Source organism: Pseudomonas sp. RIT-PI-S, assembly GCF_025642975.1.
Taxonomy (GTDB): Bacteria; Pseudomonadota; Gammaproteobacteria; order Pseudomonadales; family Pseudomonadaceae; genus Aquipseudomonas.
In genome coordinates, this window is record NZ_JANZKJ010000010.1 from 76,574 (window position 1) to 99,781 (window position 23,208).

Below are 23,208 nucleotides of genomic sequence, written 5' to 3' on the forward strand. Positions count from 1 at the left end.
GGCTTGCTTCGGCAAGCCCTTTTCATTTCAGCGAGACCCTCATGCGCCTAGTTTTTGCAGGTACCCCAGAATTCGCTGCCGAGCATTTGCAGGCGCTGCTTGGCGGTGCTCACCAAATAGTTGCCGTTTATACCCAACCTGACCGCCCAGCCGGCCGCGGTCAAAAACTCATGCCGAGCCCGGTCAAACAGCTGGCACTGGCCCATGGCATCCCGGTATACCAGCCGCAGACCCTGCGCAACGCCGAAGCCCAGGCCGAACTCGCCGCACTCACTCCGGACCTGATGGTCGTGGTGGCGTATGGGCTGATCCTGCCCCAGGCGGTGCTGGATATCCCACGCCTGGGCTGTATCAACAGCCATGCATCGCTGCTGCCACGCTGGCGTGGCGCGGCGCCCATTCAGCGGGCCATCGAAGCCGGAGACAGCCTCAGTGGTGTAACCGTGATGCGCATGGAAGCGGGCCTGGACACCGGGCCGATGCTGCTTAAGGCAACCACGCCGATCAGCGCCGAGGATACCGGCGGCAGCCTGCATGACCGGCTGGCACGGCTCGGGCCGCCGGCGGTAGTCGAGGCCATCGAGGGGTTGGCTGCCGGCACGCTGGAAGGCGAGCCGCAGACTGACGCCGATGCCACCTACGCGCACAAGCTCAACAAGGACGAAGCCCGGCTCGCTTGGGGCCGCCCGGCGGCAGAGCTGGAGCGTCAGGTGCGGGCATTCTTCCCGTGGCCGGTTTGCCATGGCCTGCTGCATGGCGAGGTGGTCAAGGTGCTCGCCGCCCAAGTGGTCGAGGGTTCAGGCGTGCCTGGGGAAATCATCGCCAGCGGCAAGCACGGCCTGACCGTGGCTTGTGGCGAAGGCGCCCTCTGCCTGACCCGCCTGCAATTGCCCGGCGGCAAGCCGCTAGCCTTCAGCGACCTGTACAACAGCCGGCGAGAATTCTTCAGCCCCGGCGCGGTGTTCGCTCAATGACCCCGCGGTTGGCGGCCGCACGGGCCCTGGCGGCCGTGCTCAACGGCAAGGCGTCGCTCAATAGCGCACTGCCGATACAGCTCGAGCGGGTTGAGGCGCGGGATCGCGGGTTGACCCAGGAACTGGCCTTCGGCACCGCGCGCTGGGAGCCACGCCTGGCGCTGTTGGCGCAGCAGCTGCTACAAAAACCGTTCAAGGCCGCCGACGCGGACCTTTACGCGCTGTTGCTGTTGGGCCTGTATCAGCTGTTTTACACCCGCATCCCGGCGCATGCGGCCATCGCCGAAACCGTAGGCTGCGCCGACGCCCTGAAGAAAACCTGGGCCAAGGGCCTGCTCAACGCCGTATTGCGGGGCGCGCAGCGTGAAGGCGAGGCGCTGCTCGCCAACCTGGAGCGGGACCCGGTCGTTCGCACCGCACACCCACGCTGGCTGCAGAAGGCGCTCAAGGCAGCCTGGCCGGAACAGTGGGAAGCCGTGTGCGCTGCCAACAATGAACATCCGCCAATGACCCTGCGGGTCAACCGCCGCCACCACAGCCGCGACGCCTACCTGGCCCTGTTGGCCGACGCAGGCATCGCCGCTAGCGCCTGCCAGTTCAGCACCGATGGCATCACCCTGGCTAACGCCTTGGACGTCAACGGCCTGCCGGGCTTCGCCGAAGGGTGGGTCAGCGTGCAGGACGAAGCGGCGCAGCTTGCCGCCAGCCTGCTCGAGCTCAAGCCGGGGCAACGCGTGCTGGATGCCTGCTGCGCTCCTGGAGGCAAAACCTGCCATCTGCTCGAGCACACACCGGCGCTTGGCTACGTGCTGGGGATTGATCTGGAGGCCAAGCGGCTGCAACGAGTAGAGCAGAACCTCGCCCGCCTTGGCCTGAGCGCTGAACTGCGTGCCGCCGATGGCCGCGACACCGCTGCCTGGTGGGATGGCGTACCTTTCCAGCGCATCCTGCTCGATGCCCCATGCTCGGCCACCGGCGTGATCCGGCGCCATCCCGACATCAAGCTGACACGCCAGGCCGATGACATCCCCGCGCTCGCCAGCCTGCAAGGCGAGCTACTCGATGCCATGTGGGGTGCGCTGGAAGTGGGCGGCATCTTGCTGTACGCCACCTGTTCGGTACTGCCAATGGAAAACAGCGACACCATCGGTGCCTTCCTCTCCCGCACCCCCGGGGCCCGCGAGCTGGACCTGCCCCTCGTAGCGGGCGTGCGCCAACCCCATGGTCGCCAGCTGTTCCCGCAAAGCGGCCAGCATGACGGCTTTTATTACGCCAAACTGATGAAGATAGCCGCCGCCGGCGGCCGCTGAGCGAGCTGACTGATGAAGATCATCATCCTGGGTGCCGGCCAGGTCGGCGGCACCCTGGCTGAGCACCTGGCGGGCGAAGCCAACGACATCACCATCGTCGACACCGACAGCGAACGGCTGCGCAGCCTCGGGGACCGCCTGGACATCCGCACGGTACAGGGCAAGGCGTCATTCCCCGCTGTGCTCCGCCAGGCTGGCGCAGACGACGCAGACATGCTGGTAGCGGTCACCAACAGCGACGAAACCAACATGGTCGCCTGCCAGGTGGCCTATACGCTATTCCAGACCCCCAGGCGCATCGCCCGAGTGCGAGAGGCCGCTTACCTCAACCGCGCAGACCTGTTCAGCAACGAAGCGATCCCGGTCGATGTACTGATCAGCCCCGAGCAGGTGGTCACCCATTACATCAAGCGGCTGATAGAACATCCCGGTGCGCTGCAGGTAATCGACTTCGCCGGGGGCAAGGCGCAGTTGGTGGCGGTTCGGGCCTATTACGGCGGCCCGCTGGTGGGCCAGCAGCTGCGTCAGATCCGCCACCACATGCCCAACGTGGAAACCCGCGTAGCCGCGATCTTCCGCCGGGACCGGCCGATCCTGCCCCGTGGTGACACGGTGATCGAAGCCGACGACGAGGTGTTCTTCATCGCAGCCAAGGCGGATATTCGCGCGGTCATGGGCGAACTGCGCCGGCTGGACGAGAACAACAAACGAGTGGTCATCGCCGGAGGCGGGCACATCGGCGAGCGCCTGGCTGAGGCCATCGAAAGCCGCTACCAGGTGAAGATCATCGAAATGAGCCCGGCGCGCTGCCGGTACTTGTCGGATACGCTCAACAGTACCGTGGTGCTTCAGGGCAGCGCTTCGGACCGTGACCTGATGGTGGAAGAGAATATCGCCGACGCGGATATCTTCCTCGCCCTGACCAACGACGACGAGGCCAATATCATGTCGTCGCTACTGGCCAAACGGCTGGGCGCGAAGAAGGTGATGACGCTGATCAACAACGCCGCTTATGTTGACCTCGTACAAGGGGGTGAGATCGACATCGCCATCAACCCCCAGCTCGCCACTATCGGTAGTTTGCTGACCTATGTGCGGCGCGGGGATATTGTCAGCGTGCATTCCCTGCGGCGCGGCGCCGCCGAGGCCATCGAAGCCATTGCCCATGGCGATGCCAGATCCAGCAAGGTGGTGGGCCGTGCCCTGGAAGCGATCCAGATGCCGCCAGGCACATCGATCGGGGCAATCATCCGGGACCAGGAAGTGATCATCGCGCGGGCCAACACCGTGATCGAAAGCGGTGACCACGTGATCCTGTTCCTTGTGGATAAAAAATACATCCGCGATGTGGAAAAGCTTTTCCATGTTGGGCTGAGCTTTTTCTAAAGGGGCAGGGGATGATCGAATCGCTGGAAAAGATGCTCGCCAAGGGCATGGATAACCCACTGCTGCGTTTCGGCTTGGGCAAAGGCTATCTGGATGCCGGCGACGCATCTCGAGCCGCCGAACACCTGCGCCGCTGCGTAAAGCAAGACCCCGGCTACTCCGCCGCCTGGAAGCTGCTCGGCAAGGCCTTGAAACAAAGCGGTGAGTTGGACGCTGCGCGAACCGCCTGGGAGCAGGGCTTGGCAGCGGCGCAGGCAAAAGGGGACAAGCAAGCGGAAAAGGAAATCACGGTGTTCTTACGAAAGCTGGAGCGCAACGCCTGAGGCACCTTTCGAAGGTGCCCGGCTCATTCGGCCTCGACCTTGAACGTGGGGCCGGGCAGCCGGGCGAAGAACTCCCATCAATACCAGCGCGCCTCACCCGCCGGTCGTTTCTTGAACCGCTTCATGCTCCACATGTACTGATCCGGGTAGGCCCGCACGTAGCCCTCGACCACCTGGCTCATGGCCGCTGCAGATACTTCCACGTCGGTGCTATACATCGCTTCCGGCGCGGCCTTGAGCATGACTTTGAAGCCAGAGCCGTCAGGCAGCCGCACCGCATGCAGGAACACCCCCACGGCTTTGCCGCCCGCAAGCATGTTGGGCACGAACTTGCTGGTCAGCGCCTGAGTACCCAGGAACGGCACGAATACTCCGGCCGACTCGGCAGGTTCCGGGTCCGCGGGGATACCCACCTGGCCGCCCTTGCGCACTTCCTTGATCACGCTGAGGATGCCTTCCTTTGTGGAAGCCGCGACCCGGTTGCCCAGTTGCACGCGCTGCTTGCGCAGCAGTTCATCCACGGCCTTGAGCTTGGGCGGCCGATAAAAAATGATCGGCTTGCACTGGTTGCAATAGAAGTGGTTGAGCACCTCCCAGTTACCCAAGTGGCTGGTGATACCCACCACACCCTTGCCGCTGGCCAATGCCTGCTGCAGTACCTCTAGCCCTTCCACTTCGCGGATCAACCCGAGCGAGCGTTCGGCCGGCCAGATCCACGCGCAAGCGCTTTCAGTGAATGAGCGGCCAATGCCCTTGAGGCTTTCCCCGGTCAGCTGTTCACGCTCGGCGGGCGACAACTCGGGGAAGCATTTGGCGAGGTTTATCCGCACCACCTCGCGAGAGCGATTCGGCAATTTCCACATCAGCCAGCCGATAGCAGCGCCCACCCCTTGCACGGCGCTCCATGGCAGCATCGCGAACGCCTTGAGCATGCCTACCATCACGGCGCCCTTGAACTTTTCCACAGCTCACTCTCCTGGTATCGAGCTGGGCATTCTACATTAGCCGGCCGCCCTCAACCGGTGGCCGGTTGGCATAAAGCCTGATACCGGTCGCAATCGGTAGTGTGATCCATGACCATGCCCGCGGCCTGCATGTAGGCGTAGCAAATGGTAGGGCCAACGAAACTGAAGCCGGCCTTCTTCAAGGCCTTGCTCATCGCCTGAGCCTCGGGGGTCTGGGTGGGGATGTCGCGGTGTACCGCAAAGTGGTTGATGCGCGGCGTACCGCCCACGAACGACCACAAAAAGCCGACCGGATCTTCGAGCCGCAGCCAGGCCTGGGCATTTTGCCGCGCGGCCTTGAGCTTCATGCGATTGCGGATGATCCCGGCGTCTTGCATCCGGATTTCGATCTCATCGTCGGTCATGGCGGCCAGCCGCACAGGGTCGAAGCCGAACAACACCTCGCGATAGCGTTGGCGCTTCTTCAGGATAGTGATCCAGGACAAACCGGCCTGGAACCCTTCGAGCACCAGCAGCTCGAACAAGCGCTGCGCATCGCGCAGTGGGATACCCCATTCATGATCGTGGTACTGCTGGTAAAGCGGGTCGGCGGTACACCAAAAGCAGCGTGGCATAAGGCTCCAGGCTAGTGGCTCGAACGATTCGGGGTATACTCCCGCTCTTTATATTCGCAGCCCAAGATACAGGTGAATTTGTGAACCAGCCTACGCCAGCCGTGCGTACCTTCCAAGACTTGATTCTGGCCCTGCAACAGTACTGGGCCGAGCAAGGTTGCGTGGTGCTTCAGCCTTACGATATGGAAGTGGGCGCGGGCACCTTTCACACCGCGACCTTCCTTCGCGCGGTAGGGCCGGAGAACTGGAACGCCGCCTATGTGCAGCCCAGCCGCCGCCCAGCCGATGGCCGTTATGGCGAAAACCCCAACCGCCTGCAGCACTATTACCAGTTCCAGGTGGTGCTCAAGCCCAACCCAGAAAACTTCCAGGAGCTGTACCTGGGTTCGCTGCGCCACATCGGCCTGGACCCGACCGTACACGACATCCGCTTCGTCGAGGACAACTGGGAATCGCCGACCCTCGGTGCCTGGGGCCTGGGCTGGGAAGTGTGGCTCAACGGCATGGAGGTGACGCAGTTCACCTACTTCCAGCAGGTTGGCGGGATCGAGTGCTACCCGGTCACTGGCGAGATCACCTATGGCCTGGAACGCCTGGCGATGTACCTGCAGGGCGTGGACTCGGTCTATGACCTGGTATGGACCGACGGCCCGTTCGGCAAGGTGACCTATGGCGACGTGTTCCATCAGAACGAGGTGGAGCAGTCGACCTATAACTTCGAGCATGCCAACGTCGAGAAGCTGTTCGAACTGTTCGACTTCTACGAAAGCGAAGCCAACCGCCTGATCGAATTGCAACTGCCGCTGCCGACCTACGAAATGGTGTTGAAAGCATCGCACACCTTCAACCTGCTGGATGCGCGCCGGGCCATCTCGGTCACCGAGCGCCAGCGCTACATCCTGCGCGTGCGCACCCTGGCCCGCGCCGTGGCGCAGAGCTACCTGCATGCCCGGGCACGCCTGGGCTTCCCGATGGCGACCCCCGAAGTGCGAGATGAAGTGTTGGCTAAGCTGGAGGCTGCACAATGAGTGCGCAAGATTTTCTGGTTGAACTTGGAACCGAGGAATTGCCACCCAAGGCCCTCGCCACGTTGGGCGAAGCGTTTCTTGCCGGCATCCAGAAGGGCCTGCAAAGCGCTGGCCTGAATTACACCGCCAGCCGCTACTACGCCGCGCCGCGGCGCCTGGCCGTGCAGATCACTGGCCTCGAAACCCAGCAGGCAGATCGCAGCGTCAACCTGGATGGTCCCCCACGCCAGGCCGCTTTCGATGCAGAGGGCAATCCCACCCAGGCCGCCCTGGGCTTCGCGCGCAAATGCGGCGTGGACATCAGCGAGATCGACCAGAGTGGGCAAAAACTGCGCTATAGCCAGACCATCACCGGCAAGCCGACCCTGAGCCTGCTGCCGACCATCGTCGAGGATTCGCTCAATGACCTGCCCATCCCCAAGCGCATGCGCTGGGGTGTGCGCAAGGATGAGTTCGTGCGGCCTACCCAATGGCTGGTGATGCTGTTCGGCGACCAGGTAGTGGATTGCACCCTGCTTGCGCAACGCGCCGGTCGCGAATCCCGTGGCCACCGTTTCCATCACCCTGAAGCTGTGCGGATCAGCTCGCCGGCTACCTACGCTGATGACCTGCGCAAGGCTTATGTGCTGGCGGACTTCGCCGAACGGCGAGAGATCATCAGCAAGCGCGTGGCCGAGCTGGCCTTGCAGCAGGAAGGCCGTGCGATCGTGCCACCGGCGCTGCTGGACGAGGTTTCCGCGCTGGTTGAGTGGCCAGTGCCGCTGGTGTGTTCCTTCGAGGAGCGCTTCCTGCAAGTGCCGCAGGAAGCACTGATCACCACCATGCAGGACAACCAGAAATACTTCTGCCTGCTCGACGCCGAAGGCAAGCTGTTGCCGCGCTTCATCACTGTGGCGAACATCGAGAGCCGCGACCCGAAGCAGATTATCGAAGGCAACGAGAAAGTGGTGCGCCCGCGCCTGACCGATGCCGAGTTTTTCTTTAACCAGGACAAGAAACAGCCCCTGGAAAGCTTCAACGCACGCCTGCAGAACGTAGTGTTCCAGGCCCAGCTCGGCAGCGTGTACGACAAGGCCGTACGGGTTTCCAAGCTGGCCGCGTTCATCGCGCCGCGCATTGGTGGCGACGCAGGTCACGCTGGCCGTGCCGGCTTGCTGAGCAAATGCGACCTGGCCACCGAGATGGTCGGCGAATTCCCTGAGATGCAAGGGGTCGCCGGCTATTACTACGCGCTCAACGACGGTGAGCCCGCCGACATCGCCCAGGCCCTGAACGAGCAGTACATGCCTCGTGGCGCCGGCGCCGAATTGCCGCAAACGCTGACCGGCGCCGCTGTGGCCATTGCCGACAAGCTCGACACCCTGACCGGGATCTTCGGCATCGGCATGCTGCCCACCGGCAGCAAGGACCCCTACGCCCTGCGCCGCGCGGCATTGGGCGTGCTGCGTATCCTGATCGACAAGCAGCTTGACCTGGACCTGGCCGAAACCGTGCAGTTCGCCGTCGCGCTCTATGGCGCCAAGGTGGATTCGGCTGCATTGGCCGAGCAAGTGCTCGAATTCATCTTCGATCGCCTGCGCGCCCGATATGAAGACGAAGGTGTGGAAGTGGCCAGCTACCTGGCCGTGCGTGCGCTCAAGCCCGGGTCTGCACTGGACTTCGATCAGCGTGTTCAGGCCGTGCAGGCCTTCCGCCGCCTACCCGAAGCCGAAGCCCTTGCCGCCGTGAACAAGCGGGTGTCGAACCTGCTGGGCAAGGCCGAGGGCGCCGTGGCTCACAGCGTGGAGCCTAAATACTTCGACAACGCCCATGAGTTCTCGCTGTACTCGGCCATCCAGCAAGCCGATCACGCCGTTGCACCCATGGCGCAGGCCCGTCAGTACAGCGAAGCGCTGACCCGCCTGGCGGCGCTGCGCGAGCCCGTGGACGCGTTCTTCGAGGCCGTGATGGTCAACGCCGAGGACGCCAGCGTACGGGCGAACCGGTATGCCTTGCTGGCGCGACTGCGGGGGTTGTTCCTGGGTGTGGCCGACATCTCGTTGCTAGGTTAAGCCGTGAAGCTGATCATCCTCGACCGGGACGGGGTCATCAATCAGGACTCCGATGCCTACATCAAGACGGTTGAAGAATGGATACCCATCCCCGGCTCGATCGAGGCGATCGCCCGGTTGAGCCAGGCTGGCTGGACGGTGGCCGTCGCGACCAACCAATCTGGCATTGCCCGGGGCTATTATTCGCTGGCCACCTTGGACGCCATGCACGCTCGCTTGCGCGAGCGGGTAGCCGAGGAGGGTGGCGAAGTTGGGTTGATTGTTTATTGCCCGCACGGCCCGGACGAAGGCTGCGACTGTCGCAAGCCAAAGGCCGGCATGCTACACACGATTGCCCGGCACTACGGGGTCGCGCTGCCCGGCCTATGGTTTGTGGGTGACAGCCGCAGCGACCTCGCCGCCGCCGTAACCGTGAATGCGCAGCCCATACTGGTTAAAACCGGCAAAGGCACACAAACCGCTGTTGGCACGTTACCACCCGGTACCTTGCAGTTCGATGACCTAGCCGCGGTGGCCAGGGCGCTACTTAACTCAAACACCGCCCCCTGAACCTGGCGCCGGCCTGGGGCGAATGTCACTTTTCTACGGGGCCGGCCCCGCACGGTAACCACTACATGTCCCCACTGTTGGCCATCAGAATCACAGTCTTTTACGTGTTGCTGGCCTTGAGTGCGCTGATCTGGTGCACATTGGGCTTCTTCGTTTGCCCGTTTCTCAAGTTTCCCGCTCGCTATCGCTTTATCAATGTGTACTGGTGCCGCTTCGCACTGCTGTTGACGCGGATATTCCTCGGCATTCAGGTCCGGGTGACTGGCGCGGAAAACATCCCAGCCACGCCCTGCGTGATCCTCTCCAACCACCAGAGCACCTGGGAGACGTTCTTTCTCTCAGCCTACTTTCAGCCGCTGAGCCAAGTACTGAAGAAGGAACTGTTATACGTACCATTTTTCGGCTGGGCCATGGCCATGCTCCGCCCCATAGCCATCAACCGGGACAATCCCAAGGAAGCCCTGCGCCAGGTCGCTAGCAAAGGCGATGTGCTGTTGAAAGACGGCGTGTGGGTATTGATCTTCCCGGAAGGTACGCGAGTGCCTTATGGCAGCATTGGGAAATTCACCCGCAGCGGGGCCGCGCTAGCGGTCAATGCCGGCTTGCCGGTTCTGCCGATCGCTCATAACGCCGGGAAATTCTGGCCGAAGGAAGGCTGGGGCAAGCGTCCCGGGGTAATCGATGTGATGATCGGAGCTCCTCTGTTCGCTGAAGGGAGCGGCCCGCGGGCAACTGCCGAGCTCAATGATCGCGCTGCGGCATGGATTACCGATGCTCAACGCCGCATGGGAGCATTAGTGGACCCCGTGCCAGTGAACACCGGCAACCCGATCTAATTTGTGGATAACTTGTGAGCAGTTTTTCCAGAGATTTCCGGAAAACTGCTACAAGCCATTGAATTTTATGGATAATTATCATCCATGTTCCCGCGCCAAAAACGTGCATAACTTTTTGCCCGTTCCTGGGACCGGGCGCAAGTAGCGGGCAAAGCCCGCGAACCTGTGGCTTAGGCGTTATCCAGATCCACGTGCCGGGTTTCCTTCAGGCACAGCGTCCCTACTACCAAGCTGATTGCGGTCACAGCAATTGGGTACCAGAGCCCGTAGTAGATATCCCCCGTGTACACCACCAGCGCGAACGAAACTGTCGGTAAGAAGCCGCCAAACCAGCCATTGCCGATGTGATATGGCAAAGACATGGACGTGTAGCGGATGCGTGTGGGGAACAGTTCTACCATCACTGCCGCGAGGGGCCCGTAGGTCATGGTGGCGATCAGGATCAGCGCAACGATAATCCCCACCACCATTGGTTGGTTGACCTGCGCCGGCTCGGCTTTGGTCGGATAGCCCGCTGCGGTGATCGCACCCCGCAAGGCCGTTTCGTCATAGCCTTCCAAGCGGGTTTGGCCGACCGTTACCGCTACGGTACTGCCCGCCGCGGCGTTCTCAGAGGTGTAGGGCACGCCAGCCTTGACCAGCAGTGTCTTGATCTTGTCGCAGGGGCTATCGAAGCGGGCCTTGCCGACAGGGTCGAACTGGAATGTGCAGGTGGCCGGGTCCGCCATCACTACCACTGGCGTTTGGCGGCTGGCCTGGTCGATCTGAGGGTTAGCGTAATGGCTTAGCGCTTTGAACAGCGGGAAGTACAACACGGTCGCAAGCAACAAACCTAGCATCAGGATCGGCTTGCGCCCCACCCGGTCGGATAGCCAGCCAAAGAACACGAAGAAGGGCGCACCGATGATCACACTGATGATCATCAGGTTAGTGGCTTGGGCGGGGTCCAGCTTCAGCATCTGGGTAAGGAAAAACATCACATAGAACTGGGCGGTATAGAACGTCACGGCCTGCCCGGCGTTGATGCTGAACAACGCGGTCAACACGATCTTCAGGTTTGGCCAAGCGCCAAACGATTCGCGGATGGGCGCCTTGCTCGCCTTGCCTTCGGCTTTCATTTTCACGAACGCTGGGGATTCGTGCAGGCTGAGGCGAATCCAGGTAGAAATGCCCAGCAGGATGATCGATAGCAGGAACGGCAGGCGCCACCCCCAAGTTTCGAACTGGTCCCCTGAGAAGTATCGGCACGCGGCTACCACGATCAGCGACAGCAGCAGGCCCAGGGTGGCGGTGGATTGAATCCAGCCGGTGTGGTGCCCGCGGCGATTGGCCGGGGCGTGCTCGGCCACATAGGTTGCAGCGCCGCCGTACTCGCCGCCCAATGCCAGCCCCTGGAGCATACGCAGCACGATGAGGATGACCGGCGCCGCCAGGCCGATGCTGGCATAGGTCGGCAGTAACCCAACGGCGAACGTCGACAGCCCCATCAACACGATGGTCACCAGGAAGGTGTATTTACGGCCGATCATGTCGCCTAGGCGGCCGAACACCAACGCCCCGAACGGCCGCACCAGGAACCCGGCAGCAAATGCCATAAGCGCGAAGATGAACGCGGTGGTGTCGTTAACCCCGGCAAAGAACTGCTTGCTGATGACGGCTGCCAAAGCGCCGTAAAGGAAAAAGTCATACCACTCGAATACCGTACCTAACGAGGACGCAAAGATGATCTTGCGTTCTTCCCTGGCGGCATTGGGCGCCGCCTGGGCGGCCTGGGGTTGTATGTAGTCCGTCATTGGTCCTGTCCTCGGCCCAGAGGGCACAGTGATTGTTCTTTTTGTTCCACTGTCCGCCTGGGCAGACTGCCCCAGGCGCTTTTACATCGCTAAATCATGGTACCTACATCGAGTTACCCACAAATAAACCAGCGATCAATGTTCCACGACGGGCTCGCGCTCAATGCGCACCGGGCCTTTTATATCGCCTCCTTCGGGATGAAGGATCAACTGCGCTGCCTTCTCGGCGATCATCAGGGTAGGGGAGCAAGTATTACCTGACACGATGGCCGGCATGATCGATGCGTCGGCTACGCGCAAACCCTCGACCCCTTTCACACGCAGGCAAGGGTCGACCACCGCACCTGAGTCGGTGCCCATGCGGCAGCTGCCGACCGGATGAAATATAGTCGTTCCAATGGTTCCCGCCGCTTCTTGCAAGGACTCTTCTGACTGCAGAGCAGCGCCTGGCAAATATTCCACCGGCCGGTAGCGTTGAAGCGCCGGCGCCTCGACTATCTTCCGGGTCATGCGAATCGCTGCCGCGGCAACACGCCGGTCCTCGGGGTGGCTAAGGTAGTTCGGGTCGATTAGCGGGGCCTGGTCCAATGCTTGGGATGTTATTTCCACACATCCACGGCTCTTGGGGCGCAAATTGCAGACCGAGGCGGTAAAAGCCGCAAACCGGTGCAAGGGTTCGCCAAAGCGATCCAGCGACAGCGGCTGCACATGGTATTGCAGGTTGGCGCTTGGCTGGCTGGGGTCCGAGCGAACAAAGGCGCCGAGCTGGCTGGGCGCCATCGCCAATGGGCCGCTGCGGTCATACATGTAGCGGAGCCCCATGCCACATTTGCCCCACAGGCTATTGGCAACCTGGTTAAGGGTGCGCACGTTGGTCACCTGGTATATGAGCCTGAGCTGGAGATGGTCCTGAAGGTTCGCCCCCACACCGGGCGCATCTACCCGCACGGGGATGCCTAGCCTGTTCAGCAGCGCCCGCGGGCCTATCCCAGAGCGCTGCAAAATCGTGGGAGAGCCAATGGCTCCGGCGCTGAGGATTACCTCGCGGCGGGCTTCGAACGTGCGACGGCTGCCGAGCCAGTCCGCGCTCACCCCGCAGGCGCGATTGTTCTCGAACATCACCTGGTCTACCGCGACCTTGGTGAGCACCGTGAGATTAGGTCGCTTGAGCACTGGCCTCAGAAAAGCCTTCGCTGAGTTCCAACGGACCCCAGCGCGCTGGTTGACCTGAAAGTATCCACAACCCTCGTTGTCGCCTCGATTGAAGTCATCCACAGGCGCGATACCGGCCTGGCCGGCGGCTTCGCGAAATGCGTCGAGAATGGGCCAGCGGTAGCGCTGCGCTTCCACCCGCCATTCGCCTCCGGCGCCGTGCCATTCATCACCGCCGGCAGCATGCAGCTCGGTTTTTTTAAACAGCGGCATCACATCCGCCCAGCTCCAACCGGTATTACCTAGCGCCGCCCAATTGTCGTAATCCTGAGCCTGACCGCGCATATAAATCATGCCGTTAATGGACGAACAGCCACCAAGCACTTTACCTCTGGGGTAGTTCAGGCTGCGGCCATGCAGCCCTTGCTGGGGCTCGGTCTTAAAACACCAGTCAGTACGAGGGTTGCCGATACAGAACAGATAGCCGACGGGAATGTGTATCCAGGCGTAATTGTCTTCGCCTCCTGCCTCAAGAAGCAGTACGCGCTGGCTGGGATCAGCCGAAAGCCGATTAGCCAAAAGACACCCCGCCGGACCAGCTCCCACGATGATGTAGTCATAAGGTTCATGGGCGGACGGCATAGCCTTGGCCTCGCATTTTTATTGTTCTCAGGCTCATGGTATTGATTAAAGCCGCTTTGAAAACGATAGTTTTTGCCCACTGCCTGTGCGTTTTTGCACAGCGGGAACAGCCTCCTGATTTACAACGATAATTACCGGAGCGGCGATGTTCGACTGGGATGACCTGCGTTTCTTCCTCGAGCTGCAGCGCAGCGGGCGCTTGCTGACCGCAGCAAAGCGGCTCAATACCACCCACAGCACTGTCGCTCGACATATCGAGCGCATCGAGGGCCACCTTGGCGCCGCATTGTTCGTCCAGCAGGCCCAAGGCTATGAGCTGACCCCGGCCGGCCAGGCGCTGCTCAAGCATGCAGAAACCATGGAGAATGCCGCGCTACTGGCGCAGGAGGAAGTCAGCCAGAGCATTATGCCGTTGGGGAAGATCCGCCTTGGCGCAGCTGAAGGCATTGGGGTTTGTTTTCTCACGCCGCGCATGCCGCTGTTGTTTGCTCGCTATCCAGGCTTGCAAGTAGAGATGGTGGCGGTGCCGCGCTTCGTCAGCATCCTTAACCGCGAAGCTGAAATCAGCATCCACCTCGAGCGCCCTAATGCTGATGTATTGATCACCCGCAAGCTCAGTGACTACCGCCTTGGCCTATATGCGAGCCCTGGCTATTTGGCCACCGCGCCGAAATTGACCCACCGTGATCAGCTAGGCCAGCACCGTTGGATCGGTTATGTGGACGATCTTTTGTTCAGCCAGGAGTTACTCCTGCTCAATGCGTTCTGCCGGGCCCCGGACGTGGTGTATCGAAGCACCAGTGTCTTTGCCCAGCAATTAGCTGCCCACGCCGGGCTGGGGATAGCCGTGCTACCTCAATACATGGCCGCCAACGATCCATTGCTACGCCGTGTGCTGCCAGAGGAAAGCATCCAGCGCACCTACTGGATCAGCACACGCAAAGAGTTGCACAAGTCCGTAAGGCTCCGGGTAGTCTGGGATTTCCTCATGGAGTTGTGCCAAAGCGAATCTGAAATTTTGCTTGCGCTCTAATATTCTGTACTACTGTACTGGCTTATTATTTTTTAGGCTTATTTTCTGGAAATTTTTACCTCTACACATATTACATACCACGTTCCATTTCTGCGCTCTATCAGTAGCGCACCACTGCAATCAAAATGCCATCCTCCCTCAGAGTCACCTGTGGTAGGAGATAAGTTGTGACTATCAGGACTCACACCATGCGTAAACTCGACAGGACCGACATTACTATCTTGAACGCGCTTCAGGACAATGCACGCATCACTAATGCTGAACTCGCCCGCTCGGTAAACCTGTCTCCCACGCCTTGTTTTAATAGAGTGAAGGCCATGGAGGAATTGGGCCTGATCAAGCAGCAGGTCACCTTGCTCGCGCCGGAAATGCTCGGTCTGCATGTGAACGTGTTTATCCATGTAAGCTTGGAAAAACAAGTGGATGGCGCTTTAGCTCGCTTTGAGGATGCGATCTCCCAACGCCCGGAAGTCATGGAGTGCTACCTCATGAGCGGGGACGCCGACTACCTTATTCGAGTTTTGGTGCCTGATATTCACGCCCTTGAGCGATTTATCATCAATCACCTCACCCGCTTCCCTGGCGTTGCAAATATCCGCTCCAGCTTTGCACTTAAACAGGTCCGCTATAAAACCGCGTTACCGCTGCCACCGAACGGGCTCGTCATCGGCGAATAGTCAAAAAGTGAACAGATAAGACGGTTGGTAAGGCAGCGGCGCGGAAGCGCTTCCGGCTCGGTGGTGTTGCAAGCCCCAGGTACAGTCCGCTTTCCGTATCACTGTGCAAGGACTGCGCAATGTCTGACTGGAATAACCGTTTTACTCAACTCATCCGCCAAAGCCGACCTCACCTGTGGGGTAACTGGGCATTAGCCTCCCATATCCAACCTGGCGCCGTAGGATTTGTAGACCCATCCACCGGCGCCTTTAAACTGACCGCGCAGCAGCTACCGGCCGTTTCGATTAGCGAGAGCCCGACCTCATCAACCTGGAAACTCAGCAGCGAAGGGGTTAGCCGCCGCCAAATCGATGTAAAAGGCAGCGGGTCTATAGTGGACCCTAGCACCGGTCTGCGTATTACCCCAGAAGCCGAAATGGTGTGGAGTTTTCAGAACCGCGACTCGATTGCCTCGGAGTTCGCTATCGCTAAGGAGGCGGCGGTTACTAACCTTAGTGTATTGAGCGAGCAATACAGCTGGCTGCTTGCCGAAGCACAGAAGGTTGGTTTCGCCCAACAGGGCAGGATTGCTCAAGGGTTTGGGGTTGTCACGGAAGTTATTTATGCAGCCAGCGGCTTGAACCTGGGGGCTAACGAAAGCAATTCCAGTTATACCCTGGGCGGGAGCGTAAAGGGGCTACATGCATTGCTAGGTGAAGGCGGGCCCAGTGCAAGCGGCAAAGGAAATTACGCCTATAGCCGTGAGACCAACTCTATCGATAAGCATGTATGGCCAGCGAAGCAGGGCGAGAATACGTCCGCGCCTATCCCACTAGCGTTCGCCTTCGCCTCGTTCGAAGGCACTACTGTGTTACCCGCATGGCGCAATCGAATCAAGCGTCTCGCTATCTACCTGGACAGCAAGGCTAGCCAGGTTACCACCTACACCGCCAAAGCCACGCTGCGTTATATGGTCGATGGCAAGCACCATCAAGAACCGACTCTGACCATTACCGGCGGGCTGTCTGGCAGCTTTGCAAATATCCCGTTAGCCGCAAGCCAAGTAACGTTGGAAGTGACGTTCATTGGCCTCATTACCAACGAAACCCAGATCCTAGCCTGGGATCTTCCGCTCGCTCAATGGCCAATGGGGCAGATGCACGTAGACCTTGTGGGTACCTGGCCAGGCCGGCCTAGCGCAATTATCCGCAACGATCTGAATAACCGTTGATAGTGATTCGGGCCACCTCCGGCACCTACCAATAAAAAAGCCCCGGCTTATGCCGGGGCTTTTTTGGTTTGCGATACCTCCTTCGGCTAACAGCTAGTTGCCGAGCACCTCAGGTATCAGAAATCAAGGTTGGAAACGGCCAACGCATTGCTTTCGATAAAGTCGCGGCGCGGTTCCACAGCATCACCCATCAAGGTATTGAAGATCTGATCTGCAGCGATCGCATCCTCGATGGTGACCTTCAGCATGCGGCGAACGGTGGGGTCCATAGTAGTTTCCCACAGCTGGTCTGGGTTCATTTCACCTAACCCCTTGTACCGCTGAATGCTGTAGCGCTTGGAAGTCTCGGTCATCAGCCAGTCGAGTGCTTCCTTAAACTCGCTAACCGGCCGCTTGCGCTCCCCACGTTGCACATAGGCGCCCTCATCAAGCAAGCTGTTGAGCTGCTCGCCCAAGGCCGTGACGGTCCGGTAATCGTTGCTACCGAAGAAGTCCCGGTTGAAGGTCACGTAACTTGCCAAACCGTGGGAAACGATCTCCACCTCAGGTAACCATACATTGCGCTCGCGATCTTCGCGCAGCGTAGCCTTGTAGGTCAGGCCAGACTTCTGCGAGCGCTGCAGCCGGCTGGCGAAGCGGCCAAGCCAGTCGGTCATTGCGGCGTGATTGCCCAGTTGTTCCAGCGGTACGGCGGGCAGGTAAACGAAGTGCTCGGTGATTTCCTGAGGATACAACCGAGACAGCCGCTTGAGCGTCTTCATCACCATGCGGTAATCGTTCACCAGGCGCTCCAGCGCCTCCCCCTTGATACCGGGGGCGTCTTCCCCCAAGTGCAAGCTGGCGTCTTCCAAGGCGGTCTGGGTCATGTATTCCTCCATGGCCTCGTCATCCTTGATGTACTGTTCCTGCTTGCCTTTCTTGACCTTATAAAGCGGCGGCTGGGCGATATACACATAGCCGCGTTCGATCAGTTCTGGTAACTGGCGGAAGAAGAACGTCAGCAGCAACGTGCGGATGTGTGATCCATCCACGTCAGCGTCGGTCATGATGATGATGTTGTGGTAGCGCAGCTTCTCGATGTTGTATTCGTCACGACCAATACCACAGCCGAGCGCCGTAATCAGCGTGCCGACTTCCTGAGATGAGATCATCTTATCGAAGCGAGCTTTCTCCACGTTGAGGATCTTGCCCTTCAACGGGAGAATCGCTTGGGTGCGACGGTTGCGACCTTGCTTGGCAGAGCCGCCGGCCGAGTCACCTTCCACCAGGTACAGTTCCGACAGAGCCGGATCCTTCTCCTGACAGTCCGCTAACTTACCAGGCAAGCCGGCGATATCCAGAGCGCCTTTACGACGGGTCATCTCACGGGCTTTCCGAGCCGCTTCCCGGGCACGGGCGGCGTCGATCATCTTGCCGACCACCGCTTTCGCTTCGTTGGGGTTCTCGAGCAGGAAGTCCGAGAAATATTTGCCCATCTCCTGCTCGACCGCGGTTTTTACCTCGGAAGAAACTAGCTTGTCTTTGGTTTGGGAGCTGAACTTCGGATCCGGTACTTTTACTGAAATAATAGCGGTGAGACCTTCCCGGGCATCGTCCCCGGTTGTCGCAACCTTGTTCTTCTTCGCCAACCCTTCCTGTTCGATATAGGTATTCAGGTTGCGAGTGAGGGCAGATCGGAAGCCCACGAGGTGAGTACCACCGTCCCGCTGCGGAATGTTGTTCGTGAAACACAGAAGGTTTTCGTTGAAACCGTCGTTCCACTGAAGGGCAATTTCAACACCCACGCCATCTTCGCGCTGAACAGTAAAGTGGAATACTTGCTGGTTAACCGTGGTTTTGTTGGTGTTCAGATACTCAACAAATGCACGCAGACCACCTTCATATTTGAAGAACTCTTCTTTACCGCTACGTTCATCCTTGAGGAAAATGCCAACTCCGGAATTGAGGAACGACAGCTCGCGAATACGCTTGGCAAGAATATCCCAGCTGAAGTGGATGTTCTTGAACGTCTCAGCAGAGGGCTTGAAGTGAATTTCAGTACCCGTGGTCTCGCTTTCGCCCACCACCTTCATGGGCTCCTGAGGCACACCGTGAACGTAAAGCTGCTCCCAGATCTTCCCGCTTCGGCGCACTGTCAACAGAAGTGACTCGGACAGCGCATTCACCACTGACACGCCTACGCCATGCAAGCCGCCAGAGACTTTATAGGAGTTATCGTCGAACTTACCCCCGGCATGCAGCACGGTCATGATGACCTCAGCTGCTGAGACGCCTTCTTCCTTATGCACATCTACCGGGATGCCACGACCATTATCCCGGACCGAAATGGACTCGTCCGGGTGAATGGTGACGGTGATGTCATCGCAATGACCGGCCAGGGCTTCGTCGATGGAGTTGTCCAAAACCTCGAATACCATATGATGCAGGCCGCTGCCGTCGTCGGTGTCGCCGATATACATGCCAGGGCGCTTGCGGACTGCATCGAGCCCTTTAAGGACCTTGATACTCGAGGAGTCGTACGTCTGGTTGTCACTCATGCTTCACTCCTGATGTTTCGCGGTCTGAGTAATGCGACCATGTTCCACGTGGAACAGCGAGACCGGGGTATCCCTGTGCCAGTCACTACTCAGCAATTCATGGTTCACGCAGGTGATAAACACCTGACAGTTCAGTTCTTCAAGCAACCCGCAAAGTGCTTTGCGATGCTGCTCATCAAGCTCAGAAGGCAGGTCGTCAACCAGGTATACACACTGAGTTCGGCGCACCTGACCTAGTAAATGGCCCTGGGCGATGCGTAGTGCACAGACCACAAGCTTCTGTTGACCCCGAGAAAGGATTTCAGCGGCGTTATGGCTTCCCAGGCGTAGCCTCAAATCGGCACGCTGCGGTCCGGAATGGGTATGTCCCATTTGGCGATCACGGATCAATGAAGCGGCGAGTACGTCACCTAAATCTCGGTCCTTGTCCCATCCCCGGTAGTAACTCAAAGTAAGACCCGGGAGCTCCACGAGCTCGGCAAGGATACGCTCGAAAACCGGTTTGAGCGCCTGGATATAAGCACGTCTAAATTCGTCAATTTGCGTACTTGAGAGCGTCAGTTCACGGTCCCAGGCGGCTTGGGAAACAGCGTCAAGTGTACCACGGCGTAGCCACGAGTTTCGCTGCTTCAAAGCCTTCTGCAGCCGCTGCCAAACGGGCAGAAACCGTGGTTCCACGTGGAACACACCCCAGTCCAAGAATTGTCGTCGGACTTTCGGCGAGCCTTCAAGCAGCCTGAAGCTATCTGGATTAATGAGTTGCAGCGGCAACAATTCGGCCAACTGAGCAGCACTCTTGGCGTTTTCTCCATCAATTCGGATAAGAAAATCACCATCACGCTGGCGAGACACGCCGAGGTTGCACAAGCGCTCGTGCTCAAGCTTGACCTGTCCAAATACTGTGCAAGCGGGCTGATCATATTGAATCACCGGCTGCAGGCGAGTGCTACGAAATGAGCGCGCCAACGCCAATAGATGCACGGCTTCCAGGACGCTTGTTTTCCCGCTGCCGTTAGCACCGTGGAGGATATTGATACGGGGGGAGGGGAGCAGGGTCACCGGGTGCAGATTGCGCACCGCGGTGACTGAAACACGAGAAAGGGACATTCAGGCGCGATCAAAGCCGCATTGGCATCACGACGTAAGAAGAATCGTCGTTGTCTGCCTCTTGAAGCAAAGCACTGCTATTGGAATCAGAAAGTACCAAGCGAACCTGTTCAGTGGTCATGACCCCAAGTACATCCAGCAAATAACTGACGTTAAAGCCGATCTCCAGGCTACCACCGTTGTAGTCAACGCTGATCTCTTCCTCGGCTTCTTCCTGCTCCGGGTTATTGGCCTGAATCTTTAATTGCCCGGCCCCTAGTTGCAAGCGGATCCCGCGGTATTTTTCATTAGAGAGAATAGCGGTGCGGCTGAAAGCTTCCTTCAGCGCTTGACGATCGCCTAGCACGAGCTTGTCTCCACCTTTAGGAAGCACGCGCTCGTAATCAGGGAATTTACCGTCCACCAGTTTAGAGGTGAATGTAAATTCACCCGTGGTGGCGCGGATATGATGCATACCCAATACGATGCTTACCGTGCCGTCGGGTTCGGTGAGCAGGCGAGCAAGCTCAAGGATACCTTTGCGCGGTACGATAACTTGATGCTTGTCCGCTTGGCCCAGGTCAGCAGTCATCGAGCACATCGCCAAGCGATGCCCATCAGTGGCTACGGCGCGGATAACTCCGCTGGACACCTCAAGGAGCATTCCATTGAGATAGTAACGGACATCCTGTTGCGCCATTGCGAAGCCAGTGCGCTCGATAAGCCTACGTAACCTGGCTTGATCCAAGGTGCAGGTCAGCGATCCAGGACCTTCTTCCACGGTAGGAAAAGTATCGGCGGGCAAGGTAGACAAAGTGAACCGACTGCGCCCAGCCTTTACCAACAGCTTTTGCTCATCAAGCCGTATGTCTATCAGCGCATCGTTAGGCAAGCTTTTGCAGATATCCATAAGCTTGCGAGCAGGTACCGTGATCTCACCGGGTTCCGCCGGCTCCTCGAGTTGTACCCGCCCTACGAGTTCAACTTCCAAGTCGGTACCGGTTAGAGACAACTGTTGCCCCTGGACGACCAGCAGGACGTTGGAGAGCACGGGCAGCGTTTGGCGGCGTTCGACCACTCCGGCAACCAGTTGCAACGGCTTGAGCAAAGCCTCACGTTGAATGGAAAAATGCATGGCGTCTGTTCCCTGGCCTTTTGTGGCGGCTACGTAAGCGTCAAGTAGTCAACGTACGGAGCAGGTTCTTGTAATCCTCGCGAATATCCGCGTCAGATTCTTTCAATTCATTGATCTTTCTGCAGGCGTGTAGCACGGTGGTGTGATCACGGCCTCCAAACACATCACCAATTTCCGGAAGGCTATGGTTCGTCAACTCCTTGGAGAGCGCCATCGCGACCTGCCTGGGCCTGGCTACTGAACGCGAACGGCGTTTGGACAACAGGTCAGAGATTTTTATTTTGTAGTATTCGGCAACCGTTCGTTGGATGTTATCCACACTGACCAGTTTGTCTTGAAGGGCGAGCAGGTCCTTGAGTGATTCGCGGATCAGCTCGATAGTAATATCACGCCCCATGAAGTGCGCATGGGCAATCACCCGCTTTAGCGCGCCCTCGAGTTCACGCACGTTGGAGCGGATTCGCTGGGCGATAAAGAATGCTGCATCGTGAGGTAGTTCGACCTTGGCCTGGTCGGCTTTCTTCATCAGGATGGCTACGCGGGTCTCCAATTCAGGAGGCTCTACCGCCACAGTCAGGCCCCATCCGAACCGAGACTTGAGCCGTTCTTCAAGCCCTTCGATTTCCTTCGGATAACGATCGCTGGTCAGGATGACCTGCTGGCCACCTTCCAACAAGGCGTTGAAGGTGTGGAAAAATTCTTCCTGAGATCGCTCTTTACGGGCGAAAAACTGAATATCGTCGATCAATAACGCATCTACCGACCGATAGAAACGCTTGAACTCGTTGATTGCGTTCAACTGCAGCGCCTTCACCATATCAGCAACGAACCGCTCGGAGTGAAGGTAAACCACCTTGGCGTTCGGGTTCTTCTTGAGCAGGTGATTCCCCACTGCATGCATGAGGTGGGTTTTACCCAGGCCGACACCGCCATATAGAAAGAGCGGGTTATATCCATGCTTAGGGTTGTCAGCAACTTGCCACGCGGCGGCACGGGCCAGCTGGTTCGACTTACCTTCTACAAAGTTTTCGAAGGTGAATGTCCGGTTCAGATAGCTGGTGTGCTTTAAAGCCCCCTCAACCTGCACGCTACGAGCCTCGCCACGGTTACTCGCCGGCGCGGTCATCGAATCGAAGCTGTCGCGCGAAGGAGCCGGGTCCGCCTCGGCAATCGCAGCAACCGCTGCCGCGAGAGGTGCAGGCGAAGCCGGTTGCGGTGGGGTTGGCATCGCTGCCGAAGCGATAGGAGCAGTTGAGGCAGCCCGTGGAGCGGAACTGCGACGGCTACCGATCAAAAGGGAGAGCGCTGGCACTGCTCCATCCCCATGATCGGACATCAATTCGAGCAAACGGCCCAGATACTTTTCGTTGACCCAATCCAGGACGAAGCGGTTAGGCGCATAAATGCGCAGCTCGTCACCTTCCGCTTCGGCTTGAAGCGGACGTATCCAGGTATTGAACAGTTGAGCAGGCAGTTCCTCGCGGAGCAATTCCACGCACTGCTGCCAGATTTCCACTGACACAGGAATCCCCTGAGATAGATAAGCCCCGGTGGGCAAGAAAGCGTCGGCCATTGTACCTAGCGCTTGGCTAGTTATCCACACCTGTGGGCCCAGTGGCGAGATTATCCAGGCCGCAACCCATGAGAAATGGAACGCAAGCGGTCGGCCGAGCCCTGTGGAAAACGCAGGTTAAGCCCAGGGGATTACAAGGCTGCTTTGCCTGTGGATAATTCGTCTGGGGATATCTTCACGTTTTATCAACAGCCTGTCTCCATCCATCAAACAGGATACAAGCGGCTTGTGGACAACCTTTTGATGCCTGTAAACCACTATGGCTAAAGGGCTTGAAGAGGTTATCCACAAAGAAACGGCTCCTCAAGCTCTATAAACTCTTCAAAAAAGCTT

General features: G+C 58.9%; 19 protein-coding genes. 11 read left to right on the forward strand and 8 right to left on the reverse strand.

The features are described 5' to 3' along the window. Positions 1 to 41 precede the first annotated feature (41 nt). Genes fmt through OGL93_RS15085 form a run of 4 tightly spaced genes read left to right on the forward strand, consistent with a single transcriptional unit; the run spans position 42 to position 3,993 of the window. Entirely contained in the window at positions 42 to 974 is a 933-nt protein-coding gene (gene fmt, locus OGL93_RS15070; RefSeq protein WP_263263609.1) for a methionyl-tRNA formyltransferase, read from the forward strand. After that, positions 971 to 2,284, forward strand: a complete 1,314-nt coding sequence (rsmB, locus tag OGL93_RS15075; protein WP_263263611.1) for a 16S rRNA (cytosine(967)-C(5))-methyltransferase RsmB — start codon at positions 971 to 973, stop codon at positions 2,282 to 2,284. The genes fmt and rsmB overlap by 4 nt, the downstream gene beginning before the upstream one ends. A 12-nt stretch (positions 2,285 to 2,296) precedes the next feature. Then, on the forward strand, positions 2,297 to 3,670 hold the full coding sequence (gene trkA / locus OGL93_RS15080; RefSeq protein ID WP_263263613.1) for a Trk system potassium transporter TrkA: 1,374 nt from the start codon (positions 2,297 to 2,299) through the stop codon (positions 3,668 to 3,670). A gap of 11 nt (positions 3,671 to 3,681) precedes the next feature. Beyond that, positions 3,682 to 3,993, forward strand: a complete 312-nt coding sequence (locus tag OGL93_RS15085) for a tetratricopeptide repeat protein (RefSeq protein WP_263263615.1) — start codon at positions 3,682 to 3,684, stop codon at positions 3,991 to 3,993. A 77-nt stretch (positions 3,994 to 4,070) separates the two neighbouring features. On the opposite strand, the gene OGL93_RS15090 is transcribed toward OGL93_RS15085, so the two are convergent. Together OGL93_RS15090 and OGL93_RS15095 are read right to left on the reverse strand one after the other, a co-directional pair. Continuing rightward, entirely contained in the window at positions 4,071 to 4,958 is an 888-nt protein-coding gene (locus tag OGL93_RS15090) for a lysophospholipid acyltransferase (RefSeq protein WP_263263617.1), read from the reverse strand. A gap of 50 nt (positions 4,959 to 5,008) precedes the next feature. After that, on the reverse strand, positions 5,009 to 5,572 hold the full coding sequence (locus tag OGL93_RS15095) for a DNA-3-methyladenine glycosylase I (protein ID WP_263263618.1): 564 nt from the start codon (positions 5,570 to 5,572) through the stop codon (positions 5,009 to 5,011). Between the two features lie 80 nt (positions 5,573 to 5,652). Between OGL93_RS15095 and glyQ the strand changes: the two genes are divergently transcribed. The 4 genes from glyQ (at position 5,653) to OGL93_RS15115 (ending at position 10,036) form a co-directional block, all read left to right on the forward strand. Then, positions 5,653 to 6,600, forward strand: coding sequence for a glycine--tRNA ligase subunit alpha (gene glyQ / locus OGL93_RS15100; RefSeq protein WP_263263620.1), 948 nt, complete (start codon positions 5,653 to 5,655; stop codon positions 6,598 to 6,600). After that, positions 6,597 to 8,651 (forward strand): glycine--tRNA ligase subunit beta, encoded by a 2,055-nt coding sequence (glyS, locus tag OGL93_RS15105; protein WP_263263622.1) that lies wholly within the window; start codon positions 6,597 to 6,599, stop codon positions 8,649 to 8,651. Before glyQ ends, glyS begins: the two co-directional genes overlap by 4 nt. A gap of 3 nt (positions 8,652 to 8,654) precedes the next feature. Then, positions 8,655 to 9,200: a D-glycero-beta-D-manno-heptose 1,7-bisphosphate 7-phosphatase gene (gene gmhB / locus OGL93_RS15110; RefSeq protein WP_263263623.1), complete on the forward strand. Its 546-nt coding sequence runs from the start codon at positions 8,655 to 8,657 to the stop codon at positions 9,198 to 9,200. 65 nt (positions 9,201 to 9,265) lie between these two features. Then, positions 9,266 to 10,036, forward strand: coding sequence for a lysophospholipid acyltransferase family protein (locus OGL93_RS15115; protein ID WP_263263624.1), 771 nt, complete (start codon positions 9,266 to 9,268; stop codon positions 10,034 to 10,036). Positions 10,037 to 10,206: 170 nt separating this feature from the next. On the opposite strand, the gene OGL93_RS15120 is transcribed toward OGL93_RS15115, so the two are convergent. Next, positions 10,207 to 11,829: an MFS transporter gene (locus tag OGL93_RS15120; RefSeq protein ID WP_263263625.1), complete on the reverse strand. Its 1,623-nt coding sequence runs from the start codon at positions 11,827 to 11,829 to the stop codon at positions 10,207 to 10,209. A 135-nt stretch (positions 11,830 to 11,964) separates the two neighbouring features. After that, a complete protein-coding gene (locus OGL93_RS15125; protein ID WP_263263626.1) occupies positions 11,965 to 13,623 on the reverse strand; it encodes a GMC family oxidoreductase N-terminal domain-containing protein in 1,659 nt (552 codons plus the stop codon). A 145-nt stretch (positions 13,624 to 13,768) separates the two neighbouring features. Here OGL93_RS15125 and OGL93_RS15130 point away from each other — a divergent pair, with 145 nt between their 5' ends. The 3 genes from OGL93_RS15130 to OGL93_RS15140 all read left to right on the forward strand — a co-directional run bounded on the left by OGL93_RS15130 (position 13,769) and on the right by OGL93_RS15140 (position 16,544). Continuing rightward, on the forward strand, positions 13,769 to 14,656 hold the full coding sequence (locus OGL93_RS15130; RefSeq protein ID WP_263263627.1) for a LysR family transcriptional regulator: 888 nt from the start codon (positions 13,769 to 13,771) through the stop codon (positions 14,654 to 14,656). A 188-nt stretch (positions 14,657 to 14,844) separates the two neighbouring features. After that, the gene (locus tag OGL93_RS15135; protein WP_263263628.1) at positions 14,845 to 15,333 is read left to right on the forward strand and encodes an Lrp/AsnC family transcriptional regulator; all 489 of its coding nucleotides are present in this window, start codon (positions 14,845 to 14,847) and stop codon (positions 15,331 to 15,333) included. Positions 15,334 to 15,452: 119 nt separating this feature from the next. Next, complete coding sequence (locus OGL93_RS15140) at positions 15,453 to 16,544, forward strand: hypothetical protein (protein WP_263263629.1); 1,092 nt, start codon at positions 15,453 to 15,455, stop codon at positions 16,542 to 16,544. A 116-nt stretch (positions 16,545 to 16,660) separates the two neighbouring features. On the opposite strand, the gene gyrB is transcribed toward OGL93_RS15140, so the two are convergent. The 4 genes from gyrB to dnaA are packed head-to-tail and all read right to left on the reverse strand — an operon-like array spanning position 16,661 to position 22,824. Next, positions 16,661 to 19,081, reverse strand: coding sequence for a DNA topoisomerase (ATP-hydrolyzing) subunit B (gyrB, locus tag OGL93_RS15145; protein WP_263263630.1), 2,421 nt, complete (start codon positions 19,079 to 19,081; stop codon positions 16,661 to 16,663). 3 nt (positions 19,082 to 19,084) lie between these two features. Continuing rightward, on the reverse strand, positions 19,085 to 20,188 hold the full coding sequence (gene recF, locus OGL93_RS15150; RefSeq protein ID WP_263263631.1) for a DNA replication/repair protein RecF: 1,104 nt from the start codon (positions 20,186 to 20,188) through the stop codon (positions 19,085 to 19,087). 10 nt (positions 20,189 to 20,198) lie between these two features. Beyond that, positions 20,199 to 21,302 carry a DNA polymerase III subunit beta gene (gene dnaN, locus OGL93_RS15155; RefSeq protein WP_263263632.1) on the reverse strand — a complete coding sequence of 368 codons (1,104 nt, stop codon included), beginning with the start codon at positions 21,300 to 21,302 and terminating at the stop codon, positions 20,199 to 20,201. Positions 21,303 to 21,342: 40 nt separating this feature from the next. Continuing rightward, positions 21,343 to 22,824: a chromosomal replication initiator protein DnaA gene (gene dnaA, locus OGL93_RS15160; RefSeq protein ID WP_263263708.1), complete on the reverse strand. Its 1,482-nt coding sequence runs from the start codon at positions 22,822 to 22,824 to the stop codon at positions 21,343 to 21,345. Positions 22,825 to 23,208 lie beyond the last annotated feature (384 nt).